We start from the raw sequence: 14,297 nt of genomic DNA, 5'->3' as shown, positions 1-14,297 counted from the left end.
AGGAAAAATATAAAGTACGTTAAATTTGCAGTATGCGATTTTTGCTTTTATTTCTTCTTTCAGGACTTTCATTTATTGGTTTTTCCCAGTATCAGTTTGTTCCTTATCAGGATACCCCAATTTCTCATCCGAATGAGGACGAAAAAGCATTTCCTTGGGCAGGTGGCTTAAATGGAGTTCAATATGGAAAAATAGATTTGAATAATGATGGAGTTGCTGATTTGGCAGGATTCGACCGCAGCTCAGGTAGAATTGTATGTTTCCTCAGAAATGGAAATGAATATGAATATGCTCCCCAATTTGAAAAATATTTTCCTGCAGAAATCCAAAACTTTTTTATCCTGGGAGATTATGATGGGGATGGAAAAAATGACCTGTTCACAGCTGGCAATTTAGGAATTACAGCCTATCGGAATTTGGCATTAGGAAACATCCCGCAGTGGGAAAGAGCAGTGAATTTCATCAGTTATGAAAGCCTTTCAGGCAATGAGGTAAACTTACAAGTCAATTTTAACGACTATCCATACATTGGGGATATTGACAATGATGGCGATATTGATATTTTGAATTTTAACTTCTCTGGCATTCAAAGCCGGATTTTATTTTATGAAAATAAAAGTGTTGATAATGGAGGGGGGGCAGATTTAGGGCCTTTTGAAGTTGTTGATAATTATTGGGGAAGTGTGGAGGATTGCGATTGTGGTGTTTTTGCATTTAATGGTGAAGATTGTCAGGATGTTTTTGGAAGGATGATTAGCAATGCTCGTCATGCAGGTGGTAAAAGCGTAGCGATTTTTGATTTTCAGGAAGATGGTAAGCTGGAATTAGTTTCAAGCCATGAGGAATGCAGAGAGCTTTACTATTTCAATAATGTGGCTTCAGCAAATCAGCAGCCTGATTTTAATAGTTTTACTTCCGATTTTCCAAATCAAACGAATCCTGCTCAATTCAATTTTTATCCCAATACCATGATAATGGATGTCATAGGCGATGAAAAGGAAGAATTAATTATTAGTCCGAATATTGAAGCCAATCTTGGAAGTCCTATTGATTTCGCTTCTTCTAATTGGCTTTATCAAAAATCAGAGAATGACTATGATTTGATTACCAAAGAATTTCTGCAAGAAGATATGATTGATTGGGGGGCTCAGGCTAGCCCTGCTTTTTTTGATTACGATAATGATGGAGATTTGGATATGTTTATTTCCTACACGGATTTATATGAAACAGAGGCTCTATTCAGTGCCATTGCGCTTTATGAAAACACAGGAAACAGCCAAACCCCATCTTTTGAATTAATTACAGATGATTATTTCAATTTATCTGAGGAAGGATTAGCTAACCTATTTATCCAATGGGTAGATCTTGATTTAGATGGAAAAAAGGACTTGGTTTTGCAAGGCACCCTCGAGAATAGTAATCAGTTGCGAATTATTTTTCAAAATGAATCAGGTTTAGATTTAAACTCTACAATCTCAGTAAATGATGTTTTCATTGGATTTGGTTATACGGTTCACTTTGCAGACGTAATAGGTAATAATCAACCTGATTTATTGGTGGGTAAATCTTCTGGGGGATTGATTCTATATGAAAATATAGGAGAGGGGAGAAACCCGCAATTTCAATTGGAAGATAATGCGTATTTAGATATTGGTGATAATTTTTTCCGTTCAGCTTTGAGGATACATGTAGCAGATATGGATAATGACAATAAACAAGATTTAATCACTTCTGATTTGAGTGGCAATATCAGAGTTTTTTCAGATATTGAGAATAATGATGGTGAGTTTGATTCTGTGAGAATATACAATTCACTTGAGCAAAATTTCGATGATGCTTATTTTGGGAAAAGAAACAATTTGGCTTTTGCACCACTTTTCAATGATGACTATCCAGCCTTGGTTTTAGGAACAGTTTCAGGAGGATTGAGAATTTTCAGAAATAATAAAGAATTACCTGTTCAAGGTGGTGAAGAATTAGTTTTTCAGGTTTATCCTAATCCAAATCAAAGCAGACAACTTTATGTTAGAACAAATAAAAATGTTTCAATCTCAATAATTACCCTTAACGGGCGGAAAGTATTGACGGAACAATCTTACCAAGCCTTTTCCAATCAAGCTATAGATATTTCAGCTTTAAAAGGAGGGATTTATATTGTCAGTGCTGTTTTTGAAAATGGTGAAAGAGTGAGTAGAAAAGTGGTTTTGTATTGAATTTATTGGTAACTGTATGAAATTGATTGGGTATCAATTGTAATTTTGAGATTAAAATTAACTGGAATTTCTATTGTCACAAAAAAAAATGGCAAGCTCAAAAGAACTCACCATTTCTTAAAGTGATTTTTCTTCAGTAATTAATTTTTACCACCAAAGATAAATGCACCGATTCTAATTCCTAAATAGCTGTTTGCTACATCAAATGTAGCAGGATCACCATTTGAATCAACACCATCAATTTCAGATGAAGGGATGAAATTGTAATCAATGTTGATATTAAAGTGTCCAAAGTCAAACCCAATTCTAGGATAGAATCCAATTTTAGTTTCAGCACCAGCACCAGCACCAGCACCGCTTACAGAAACTGAAGCTAAACTAAAAGCACCTAATCCAAAACCAGCATATGGTCTGAATTTATCGTTTGAGAAATAATACTTTCCATTTAAAGTATAAGAAGAAGTACCTGAAATACTCGCCTCTTCTTCTCCCACAACTCGAGCCATTGCAGCTGATTCCCATCTTAATCCTACTGCAATTTGGTCGTTTATTCTGTAAGCTGGTTCTACATCAAATAAAACACCACCACCACCTTGAGGTACGGTATAGCCTACACCGAGGTATAATTGAAATGGTTTGTAATCTTGAGCAGATACAAAATTGATCGAAATAGCTAGAATAGCTAATAGTAATAATTTTTTCATGAGATATTTGTTTAGTTTTTAAATGTGGGTTAAAACTAATAGGGAATTATTTAAAAAAAAAACTTAAATACAATAGTTTTTATTACTTATGTTGACAGTAAATGTATATCTTTTTAATTACCAATTACTAATTATTAATTATTAATTATTAATTTCAAACCCATCAGCATCCAACTGAGCAGGAAACTTCTCTCTAAACCTTAACAATTCTTCTCCTGATAAAACAACCGTTTTAATTTCCTCTCTATCATCCGCAAAATATAAAGCATTTCCCTTTGGACCGTAAATGGCGGAATGTCCATTGTGCGCAATTCCTTTTCCATCTTCTCCAATTCTGTTTACGCCCAAACAATAGCTTACATTTTCTATGGCCCTGGCTTGTAATAAAATATCCCAAGCATTCACTCGAACAGCTGGCCAGTTGGCTACAAAAAGGATTAAATCGTATTCCAATTTATTTTTATCATTGGATTTATTTCTTGACCAAACAGGGAATCTAAGATCATAGCAAACCAAAGGTTTTATTTTCCATCCTTTTAATTCAACTATCAAATCTTTTTGTCCTGGCGAATAGTGCTCATCTTCATTCGCCATTCTGAACAAATGCCTTTTATCGTAAGTGAAATAATTTCCATCATGCTGCATCCAAATTAAGCGATTGAAATAATTCCCATTATCATTTACAATATAAGAACCTGTAACCACTGCTTTCTTCTGGCTAGCCATCTGCTTCATCCATTTGAAAGTATGCAAATTCATAGGTTCGGCCATTTTTTCAGCTTCCATGCTAAAGCCTGTATTGAACATCTCAGGCAATACAATCAGATCAGTTTCCTCTTCAATCTCCCATATTTTTTCTTCTAACATGGATATATTGGCCTGTTTGTCCTGCCAATGCAAAGGCGTTTGAATAAGCGTTACTTTTAAATCTTGCATAATATATCTGCTGCTTTTTGTAATGTTTCTTCACCCTTGGCAAAGCAAAATCTGAGTAGTTTGTTATCCTGTTTGTTTGAATAAAATGCTGAAACAGGTATGGAAGCTACTCCTTTTTCTTTGATGAGATATTGCGCAAATTCCATATCACCCATATCTGAAACTTCACTAAAATCCAATAATTGGAAATAGGTACCGTAAGAAGGAATCACTTTGAATTTTGAGTCTTGCATGGCTTGCTGGAAGAATTCTCTTTTCTTTTCGTACATCGCGCTCACACCCAAATAATTTTGCTCATTTTGTAAATATTCAGCCATAGCATACTGACTAGGAGTATGCACTGAGAAACAATTGTATTGATGCACTTTTCTGATTTCTTTCATAATAGCCTCAGGAGCTACCATATAACCAATTTTCCAACCAGTGGCATGAAAAGTTTTTCCAAAAGAAGAGACTGCAATACTTCTGCTTGCTAGAAACTCATCTTTTAAAACGCTTAAATTCGTTTTGCCATCAAAAATAATATGTTCATAAACCTCATCACTCAAAATAATCAAATGAGGATTATCCTCTAAAATTTCTTTTAAAGTAGTTATATCATTTTCAGTCAAAATGGCTCCAGACGGATTATGCGGAAAATTGATAACTATCATTCGGGTTTTCTCCGTGATATTGTCTTTTACTTTTTGCCAATCTGGAGAGAAGTCTGCTAAATTTAAACTAACAGGAACCACTTTGCCACCTGCCAATTCGATAGCAGGAATATAGCAATCATAAGCAGGTTCTAGTACAATTACCTCATCACCTCGGTGGACGGTTGCCAAAACGCTGGAAAAAATAGCTTCTGTAGCGCCAGCAGTAACGGTAATTTCTGTTTCTATATTTAAATCAATCCCACCTGTATTTTTAATTTTATTGGCTATGGCTTCCCTCAATTGTGGAAGGCCAGGCATAGGTGCATATTGATTATGCCCGATTTGCATATTTTGATAAACTAAGTCTATCAATTTTTCTGATACAGGGAAATCAGGAAAACCTTGTGAGAGATTAATGGCCTTATATTCAGCTGCCATTTGTGACATTACGGTAAATATGGTAGTGCCCACATTTGGAAGCTTCGATTTTAGTTCTTTCATATTAAATCTTTTTAATCCTTAATGTTGATATAGAACGGAGTAATCAAGATTGGGATTTTTAAAAACAGTCAAAAAAAAAGGCTGACAAAACTGCCAGCCTCTTTCGAAATCGTTCAAATTCTAATTAAGCTTTGTTCTTAATATCCTGAACTTCAATTCTGATTTCTTGTGCTAAGTTTTTCAACTCTTGCATTCCTTTTCTAACTCGAGTACCAGCTGCCTGGTTTTCTTTGTCGTAGAATTTTTCAAAATCACCTTCTAGACCCATGATAAGGTCTCTTACTTGTTCGAATCTTTTCATTCTTATTTTAGTTTACGGTTGACTAAATAATTTAATTAATTGAAAGCAATATAGGCAAAAACATATAAAAACAACAATTAGGGCAACATTTTTCCTAAAAAATTACTCTTTAAAGGCTTTTGCTAACTCATTTTCCCTGTAATGACCATCTTTTAGCTTACCTTTTATGGCTTCAAATGCTTTAATCGTACGCTCTACATCCTCCAAACTGTGCGATGCGGTAGGGATTAATCTCAATAAAATAGTGTCTTTTGGAACTACTGGGTAGATAACAACTGAACAGAAGATGCCGAAATTTTCTCTTAAGTCATAAGCTAATGCTGCTGCTTCACCTACAGTTCCGTTTAACATTACAGGGGTAACTGGAGATTGAGTTGTTCCAATGCTAAAGCCTTTATCTTGTAATCCGCTTTGTAGGGCATTCACTATTTTCCATAAATTCTTTTTATGCTCAGGTTGGTCACGCAATAATTCTAATCTTTTCAGCGCACCCTCTACCATTGGCATAGGTAAAGACTTTGCAAAAATCTGTGAACGCATATTATATCTCAAGAATTTGATGATATCAGGATCACCGCCAACAAAAGCACCGATTAAGGCCATAGACTTGGCGAATGTACTGAAGTATAAATCTACTTCGTCCATCACATCTTGTTGTTCAGCAGTTCCAGCTCCAGTTTCACCCATGGTACCAAAACCATGTGCATCATCACATAATAAGCGGAATTGGTATTTTTCTTTTAAAGCAATTGTTTCTTTTAATTTACCCATCGCTCCAGTCATTCCGAATACTCCTTCAGTAATAACTAAAATACCGCCACCAGTTTCTTCGGTCAGCTTAGTAGCTCTTTGTAATTGCTTTTCTAGGCTTTCTATATCATTGTGCGGGTAAACAAATCTTTTACCCATATGCAAACGAACACCATCTACAATACAAGCATGACACTCACCATCATAAACAATTACGTCTTTTCTTCCTACAACAGCATCAATAATCGATAGAACACCTTGGTAGCCAAAATTAAGAAGCATTACATCATCCTTCTTGATGAATTCAGCTAATTGTCTTTCTAATTCCTCATGCTGTGAAGTATTTCCCGACATCATTCTTGCTCCCATTGGGTAAGCTAATCCCCATTTGGCAGCGGATTCAGCATCTGCTTTTCTTATTTCAGGATGGTTACCTAAACCTAAGTAGTTATTTAAACTCCAGGTTAAGACTTCTTTTCCTCTAAATTTCATATGAGGAGAAAGCTCTCCTTCTAATTTAGGGAACATAAAATAACCTTCTTCTACGTTGGAATGCTTACCTAAAGGACCACGATCCACTTTCAATTTCTCAAATAAATCCACGTTTATCTATTTTATTGTATCAATGATAATTCTAATCAAGCCACAAAGGTAACAAAAAAGCTGTTACTGAAAAAATAGCCATCCTGCTTTTAAGCCTTATTTTTTAGTAAAAAAGACAATAATTATGTAGCATTGTACTTCAATTTTTATTTGATATTGTAAGACTAATTGATATGCCAGATATTAAAAAAATCTTAATAGCCAACAGAGGTGAAATTGCCCTTAGAGTAATGCGTTCTGCGCGTGAATTGGGTATTAAAACTGTAGCAATATATAGTGAAGCGGATAGAAATGCACTTCATGTGCGCTATGCAGATGAAGCCGTTTGTGTAGGTCCTCCAGCTTCTTCAGAAAGTTATTTAAGAATAGACAAAATAATCGAAACCTGTAAGAAATTAAAAGTAGATGCTATCCACCCTGGATATGGTTTTCTTTCTGAGAATGCCGATTTTGCAAGACAAGTAGAAAAAGCTGGAATTATTTTCATTGGCCCATCAGCGGAATCAATCGAAGTTATGGGGGATAAGCTTTCTGCCAAGGCGGCCGTTTTAAAAAGAAATGTGCCATTGGTGCCAGGTTTGGATAAGGCCATTACTGATATAGCACTTGCAAAGGAAAAAGCAGACGAAATTGGATATCCTATTTTAATTAAAGCCAGTGCAGGTGGTGGAGGTAAGGGAATGAGGATAGTGGAAGACCCAGCTGAATTTGAATCCCAAATGGATAGAGCTGTCAGTGAGGCGAAAAATGCCTTCGGAAATGGAGCCGTTTTTTTAGAGAAATTCGTAACCTCCCCTCGTCATATTGAAATTCAGGTTTTAGGTGATCAAAAAGGAAATGTGGTTCATTTATTTGAAAGAGAATGTTCTATTCAAAGAAGGCATCAAAAAGTAATTGAGGAAGCTCCTTCAAGTGTGTTGACACCAGAAATTCGAGAGCAAATGGGACAAGCTGCCATTGATGTTGCAAAATCTTGTAATTATTATGGAGCAGGAACTGTAGAATTTATTGTAGATAATAAATTGAACTTTTACTTCCTGGAGATGAACACTCGTCTGCAAGTGGAACATCCGGTAACCGAGCAAATAACTGGAGTAGATTTGGTTAAAGAACAAATTAGAATTGCAGAAGGAAAGGCTCTATCCATCAAGCAAGAAGATTTGACTATAAAAGGACATGCAGTTGAGGTTAGAGTTTACGCAGAAGACCCACAAAATAATTTCTTGCCTGATATCGGAAAACTGAAAGTTTATAAAAGACCTCAGGGGACTGGTGTTAGGGTAGATGATGGTTTTGAACAGGGAATGGAGATTCCAATTCATTACGACCCGATGATTGCAAAACTCATTACTTATGCTGACAATCGAGAGGAAGCTATTAGCAGAATGATTCGAGCAATTGATGAATACGAAATTGTAGGAATTCAAACTACCTTAAGTTTCTGTAAATATGTTTTGAAGCATGATGCGTTCACTAGCGGTGATTTCGATACTAAGTTCATTGAAAAATATTTTCAGCCAAGTGATTTGGATGAGAAAGTTTCCGATGTTGAATCAGAAATTGCTGCAGCACTTGCAGTGAAATTGTGGACGGAAAGGCAACAAAAGCAAACCGCAACAGAGACAAGTGGTCAAAAAGTTTCTATGTGGAAAAAGAATAGGTTGTAAAAATAGAACCTATTAGGCAAAACGGGAAAACCTATAGTCATCCTGACGACCAACAGGAGTGATATATTTCCTAATAAATATTTTGTATAATTTAATTTTAGTATCCAAAGAATGGCAGAAATTAGGCCTATTAAAGCTTGGCGTTACAATTCTATGCTGCAAAAGGAAATTGATACTTTGACAAGCCCTTTATTTGATGTGGTATCTCCTAAGCAAAGAGAAGCACTTTACAAAAACCCATTAAATAGTATTCATTTGTCTGTACCAAAAGGTGGAGAAGAATCTGCTAATATGGCGGCAGATAGATTAGCAAAATGGAAAAAGGAAGGCATCATTGTGCAGGATCCTTTACCAGGAATTTATGTCTATTATCAATATTTTACCTTGCCAGGTTCCACTCGGGAGCTTGTTCGAAAAGGATTTATTGCTTTTATAAAGGCGTATGATTGGGAAGATAACGTTATCTTAAGACATGAAAATACAATTCCCAAATCAGTTAATGACAGGATTGAATTATTGGATAAAACTCAATTGAATGTAAGTGCTACTCACGGACTTTATTCTGATCCTGATTTTGAATTGGAGCCTTACATGGATGAGTGTATGCAAATACCTTTAGGAGAATTGGAAGATTATCAAGGTGTGAGAGAAGTGGTGAGTGTAATTCACGATGCAAAAATCATTAAGAGATTCATTGAGAAAATTGCACCTCAGCAAATCATTTTAGCGGATGGACATCATCGTTACGAAGGCTCTTTGCTTTATAGAAAAAAGATGATGGAGCAAAACCCGAATCATACCGGTCAGGAAGGGTATAACTTTCATATGATGTACCTGACCAATTCTAATTCAGATGATTTGAGGATTTTACCCACGCATCGATTAATAAAAGATATTCCTGATTTGTCAGAAAAGGAAATTCTGAAGAAACTAGAGGAGGATTTCATTATCAAAACGCTAGAGAATCCTGAGGACGTACATGAAATCATTTTAGGCAAAAAATGGGCGTTTGGTTTATTGTTTAAAGATAATACGTACAAAATCCGTTTGAAGCCTGAAAAAATCTCAGAGTTGAAGTGGAATTTTCCCGATGAGGTTAAACATCTTGATTTAACGGTATTGCATTACTTTTTCATTGAAAAAATTTTAGGAATAAAGGGAAAAGAACAAAGGAGTTCTGAATCTATTCAATTTGAAAGAAACTTTACAGCTTGCATAAGAAAGCTGTTTAAAGATGAAGTGCAATGTGCACTAATTACTAAAGAAATAAGTATGGAGCAAGTAAAACAAGTCTGCAAGACTGGCTACACCATGCCCCAAAAATCTACTTATTTCTATCCTAAAACCATTTGTGGATTTTTATTTGGCTCAATACAGGAAAATGAATTTGAATTACCCTCTTATTTTAGGCTCTAAATCGCCCCGAAGAAAAGAAATATTAACTAAAGCAGGCTTTGAATTTTTGACTCAAGCGAAGGATACAGAAGAAAGTTATCCTTTAGAAATGCCTCATAATGAAGTGGCCACTTTTTTGGCAGAGAAGAAAGCCAAAGCTTTTGCAGAAGACAATCAATATAATGATAAAATTATCTTAACAGCTGACACTACAGTTTTGATCGATAATGAATTGTTGGAAAAGCCGCAGGACGAAGAGGAGGCTTTCAGCATGCTAAGCAAGTTGAGCGGAAGAGCACATCAAGTAATGTCTGGTTTTTGTGTGTTGTTTAATGGAAAATTTGAAAAATATTCGGATGAGACTTTAGTCCATTTTAATCCGATAGAGGAGGAGGTAATTTGGGATTATATCCGTAATCATAAGCCATATGATAAAGCTGGAGCTTATGGAATTCAGGAAGGAATTGGCTTAACGCATATTGAAAAATTGGAAGGTTCTTATTTTACGGTGATGGGCTTGCCGATTCATAAGGTTTATCAGGCTTTATCTGTATTTGCAAAAAGGTAAGCTTTTGCCACAAAATAAATGATAGCACGAGCTTCTAAACTTGTGCTATATATCTCAACGGCTTGCATATGGATAGCATCTTGGAAACTCACATCGGTAGCTATTTTAAGGAATGCCAATTGTGCCAATGATAAATTCTATTGGTTTCGGAGTAGTGCTCGAAATTAATCCCATTAATAATGCATTTCCCATATGATTGAATACTGATTTTTGGTAATTCCTCTTAATATCTATTTTCCCATCTCTATACACATTAAATAATTTGCCAGGATTATTAGATTTTATAATTAAGTGATTTAAAGACCAGTTTACCACATTTAATAAAAAGCCGGGATTCCCTATATCATCTTTATTTAATAATTTGAATCTTAAATTTTGATATGGAAAATACATCATTCCTTCTGCATGGTCTTTTGTAGCTTTAACGGAAAATTCAAGTTTTTTCATTTCTCCGCTTTTCATTTTTACAAAGAGAATATTGGTAAAAAGAGGGTTTAGTTTTTCAAAGTTCATCTCTTCCAGGTAACCTTCATAGGTATAAAGGTCATCGGGGTGATTCATATCGAAATTGAAAGCAATTTCTAATTTGCTCTCACCCAAAAAACTTGTAACTCCATTTACTATTAGCGAATCATTTTTTGAGTAGACAAGCGAATCATTTGTGATGTTGATAATTTTAAAATCAGTGTCAGTAAAGCTGGTGATTCCAGGTTCTGAACCATCTTTTGAGATCTCTGAGTAAATGATTTTTCCATTTTTAAGGGCGAGTGTATCCAGTTTAATGGGCACTGGCAGGTCTTTAACGAATTTTTGAACAGTGACTGGTTGCCGATCTGGATTTGATTTAACACGACTATCTCTGTAGATACTTCCATCTACTCCGTCAATAAGAATACTTTCTATGATAAATTTTTGATAATTAAATAATTCATCAAAATTAAAACCTTCAACTTCAACTTTTCCTACTTTAACATCGAAGCGATCTTGTGCATAGTCCAGCTTATCTGCATATTCCTCTATTAGGAAAAGTGGTTTGTAGTTAATGCTATCCACATGAATATATTTTTCTGTCACGGAGGCTTTAAGTTTATCTACTCGCAGTTCATATAAGCTGTTGGGGGTGATGAAATTATAATTTTCTAGTAATAAATGGATGTCATCTACTGAGAATATATCAGTAAAATCGCGAGCTTCTAAATCGGCTAGCTGGAGGTTCTCTATCAGTAAGGATAAGTTTTCTAACTTCTGACTTTCTCTTATAGTGTCTTCTTTAAGCACCTCGAAAAGAAAGTTAGCGTCCGTAATTCGTATTCTGTCGATAGCAAAAATACCTACATATTTATCAATTTGGTTTTGAATATCTTTATTGATTTTTTCTTTATTATTATTTTCTTTTTCAATTATGCTTTTTGATTTCTGAGCATCTGATTTTGTTTTCTGCTGATAGTTTAGAACTTTTTTATTTTGTAGAATAGAAAGTTCTGGAGATTCAAGCAATACTTCTCCGAATGTATATTTCCCAGTATTAAAAGCATTGATAAGGTCAAATTTTTCAACAGTAAACTGATTTGCTGTTATCTTAAATAAGTTTGCATGAGCATTTTCTATATTTTGCTTAATGGTTTGATTTTGTAAATCATAATCAGGGATTAATTCAAACAGATTTGCCGTCAAGTTTTTCTTTTTAGAAGAATAAAAAAGGCTATCCAATTTGACAGTATACATGCTGTCAGGAGAGTGAAAGGTGTAGTTTTTAGCCTTTAGTAATACATTTTCAACTGGTAAAATATTTTTAGTATTGTTAATATTTTCTGGTGTCAATTTCAGCTTGTTTATCTCTATTAAAAATCCCTGCAAATTCTGAAAGTTGGTTATATCATCTAATCTTTCCTTATAATCTGCAGTGCCATCAACAAGTTTAATTGATTCAATTGTTATAGGATTAATCCATTTAAATATCTCTTTTTGTGTAGCAGCAGAAGTAGTTTCTTTTTTTTCTGTTTCTGCAATGGATTTCTCCAGTTTCAGTCCTCTACTCACATTTATTTCAGGACTTTTTAAAAGAACTTCTTTAATATTTAATTCTCCTTTTCTGTAAGCATTAACTAAGTCAAAATCGGATATTGAAAAAGTACTAACATTTATTTCTATAGAATCCGTTTCTTTAGATTCTTTCGCTGAACGGGACTTGAAAAAAATATTGTTTACATTCAGCGATTTTCCCCTGCTGGAATATTGAAAAGGACTCAGGGCTAACGATTTTGTATTATTTAGTGTGCTATATTGATAATTGTCTAATTGCACTAAAATTTCATTTATTGGAGCATTTGGTTTGTCTTTATATGCTAGAGCTGAATCTAAATGAATTCCTTTCAGAGAGATCCTTGCATTTTCTAAATGGTGAAGTTTTTGTGCTTTGGAGTCAGTAGGATATTGACTTACATCAGCATTTGATATCAAAAATTCTTGAATGTTTATTTCTTTTATAAATTTGGAAATACTTTGATACGTATCTTTTGCAGAAAAATCACTACCTGAAGATTTTGATTCAAAAGCTTGAGTAATGCTGCTTGTGGAGTTTAAGATTGTAATCTTATCAATTTCCATATTTGAGGTCTGAAAGGCACGGATTAAATCTAAACCGTCCATTTTGATTTCAGGGACCCTTAAATCAATTAGTTGTGCACTTGCTTTTCCAGAATTGTAGCCAAGTTCTTTATTTTTTTTGATGTTAGCGGAGACATCTAATTCCCCTAGATTTAAAGAATTTTCTTTCGTATTCATATCCAGACTAGCCAACCTTATAGTATGAGGATTCTTTTCAGGGCTGAAAAGGTAATCGTTTATATTTAAGGTTAATTGCTGCAGGGGAAGGTTATTTTTTGGATCAAAAACGCTGAGAGAGTCAAAAGAAACTTCTTCAATCAGAATGTCAACATGTTCAATTTTTTGTACGAGTACATTCTTATTTTCCCTCGAATACATGCTAACCCTGCTATGATTTATCTTTAAATCATCAATTTCAGTAACTTCAAAATATTTAGCTAATCCACGATAAACGTCAGCTACGGTCACGTCCAGATCAGGAAGTTCGTAAAGTTCTACATAGGTACTATCTATTAATAATTCTTTTAGATGTAGTTTTTTGCTTTTTAAAGCTTTTATAATTTCTAGTCCCTCCATTTTTAAAAGTGGAACTTGAACTTCAGGAGTTATCATAGGACCCTTCATTTTTTTATGATTGCCTATAGCTGAAAATGATTCCAGTCGGAGTTCCTGTTCGGAAAGTGAATAACTGAATAAATCAAAATTTAATTTATATGCCTTGTTAGAAGTGGTGTACGATTGGTTTTTTAAACTAATAAATAAATCATCCACACTAATCATTTCCTTAATACTTTTTTTATCGAATGAATCAGCTAAAAAATCATTAATGGTTATATTTAATTTTGGGATTTTGTGAACTACTATCGCCTTCTTTTCATAATTATGATAGGAAATTTCAGCATCTTTTAAATTGAAACCACCTATTTTAATGGAATTTAAGATTTCGCTAATGTTTTGTTTTTTATCTCCTTCTTTTTTAGACACAGTGGTGTCCTCAATTACTTTCACACTAGGATGATCTATTAATATTGAATTGATTTGGACTCGGGAACGAATGAGGTAATCCAATAGACTAATACCCGAAATTTCAAGTTCCTCAGTTCTTACGTCAAAAAGCATAGATCCTGCTTGCCCATTTTCTTTCTGTTTTTGATGAACTTCCGAGTCATACTGAAGTCTAATTTCTTGCAAGCTGACTGTAGTAGTCAGCAAATTGATATCTAAATCATCAAAATCAATGGAATAAAGATTCTCAGTTTTTTCGCTTACTTGCTTTTTTAGTCAGCCCTTAAAAACCCCATAATATATCCCTTTTAATGGTAAAAAATTTTGATAACAGATGAAACAGCTTTGATACATCTTTTGTAAATAGAGCCAAAGAGATGATTTCCATATGTTCATCATCCTTTTGAAGTTA

The 14,297-nt window shown here is 34.3% G+C and carries 10 protein-coding genes; 4 read left to right on the top strand and 6 right to left on the bottom strand.

Annotated features, from left to right (window positions below):
- The first annotated feature begins 32 nt into the window (after positions 1 to 32).
- Positions 33 to 2,213 carry a T9SS type A sorting domain-containing protein gene (locus VFM92_RS05790; RefSeq protein ID WP_325121250.1) on the top strand — a complete coding sequence of 727 codons (2,181 nt, stop codon included), beginning with the start codon at positions 33 to 35 and terminating at the stop codon, positions 2,211 to 2,213.
- Between the two features lie 140 nt (positions 2,214 to 2,353).
- Here the strand turns inward: VFM92_RS05790 and VFM92_RS05785 are convergent, their stop codons facing one another.
- From VFM92_RS05785 to VFM92_RS05765, 5 genes are all read right to left on the bottom strand, one after another.
- On the bottom strand, positions 2,354 to 2,917 hold the full coding sequence (locus tag VFM92_RS05785) for a hypothetical protein (protein WP_325121249.1): 564 nt from the start codon (positions 2,915 to 2,917) through the stop codon (positions 2,354 to 2,356).
- Between the two features lie 141 nt (positions 2,918 to 3,058).
- Positions 3,059 to 3,853, bottom strand: a complete 795-nt coding sequence (locus VFM92_RS05780; RefSeq protein WP_325121248.1) for an amidohydrolase — start codon at positions 3,851 to 3,853, stop codon at positions 3,059 to 3,061.
- The gene (locus VFM92_RS05775) at positions 3,841 to 4,989 is read right to left on the bottom strand and encodes a methionine aminotransferase (RefSeq protein ID WP_325121247.1); all 1,149 of its coding nucleotides are present in this window, start codon (positions 4,987 to 4,989) and stop codon (positions 3,841 to 3,843) included. The genes VFM92_RS05780 and VFM92_RS05775 overlap by 13 nt, the downstream gene beginning before the upstream one ends.
- A gap of 124 nt (positions 4,990 to 5,113) precedes the next feature.
- Positions 5,114 to 5,290, bottom strand: coding sequence for a histone H1 (locus tag VFM92_RS05770; protein ID WP_308350995.1), 177 nt, complete (start codon positions 5,288 to 5,290; stop codon positions 5,114 to 5,116).
- A 102-nt stretch (positions 5,291 to 5,392) separates the two neighbouring features.
- A complete protein-coding gene (locus VFM92_RS05765) occupies positions 5,393 to 6,643 on the bottom strand; it encodes a pyridoxal phosphate-dependent aminotransferase family protein (protein WP_325121246.1) in 1,251 nt (416 codons plus the stop codon).
- Between the two features lie 173 nt (positions 6,644 to 6,816).
- Here VFM92_RS05765 and accC point away from each other — a divergent pair, with 173 nt between their 5' ends.
- The 3 genes from accC (at position 6,817) to VFM92_RS05750 (ending at position 10,273) form a co-directional block, all read left to right on the top strand.
- On the top strand, positions 6,817 to 8,310 hold the full coding sequence (gene accC, locus VFM92_RS05760) for an acetyl-CoA carboxylase biotin carboxylase subunit (protein ID WP_325121245.1): 1,494 nt from the start codon (positions 6,817 to 6,819) through the stop codon (positions 8,308 to 8,310).
- Between the two features lie 111 nt (positions 8,311 to 8,421).
- Positions 8,422 to 9,726 (top strand): DUF1015 domain-containing protein, encoded by a 1,305-nt coding sequence (locus tag VFM92_RS05755; protein WP_325121244.1) that lies wholly within the window; start codon positions 8,422 to 8,424, stop codon positions 9,724 to 9,726.
- On the top strand, positions 9,692 to 10,273 hold the full coding sequence (locus tag VFM92_RS05750) for a Maf family protein (protein ID WP_325121243.1): 582 nt from the start codon (positions 9,692 to 9,694) through the stop codon (positions 10,271 to 10,273). The genes VFM92_RS05755 and VFM92_RS05750 overlap by 35 nt, the downstream gene beginning before the upstream one ends.
- Positions 10,274 to 10,378: 105 nt before the next feature.
- Here the strand turns inward: VFM92_RS05750 and VFM92_RS05745 are convergent, their stop codons facing one another.
- Positions 10,379 to 14,092 (bottom strand): hypothetical protein, encoded by a 3,714-nt coding sequence (locus tag VFM92_RS05745; protein WP_325121242.1) that lies wholly within the window; start codon positions 14,090 to 14,092, stop codon positions 10,379 to 10,381.
- Between the last annotated feature and the right edge of the window lie 205 nt (positions 14,093 to 14,297).

This window comes from Marivirga sp. (assembly GCF_035704835.1).
In the GTDB taxonomy this organism is placed as follows: domain Bacteria; phylum Bacteroidota; class Bacteroidia; order Cytophagales; family Cyclobacteriaceae; genus Marivirga.
Note: the sequence above shows the minus strand (reverse complement) of the source record. Positions and strands in the feature narration are given on the sequence as shown.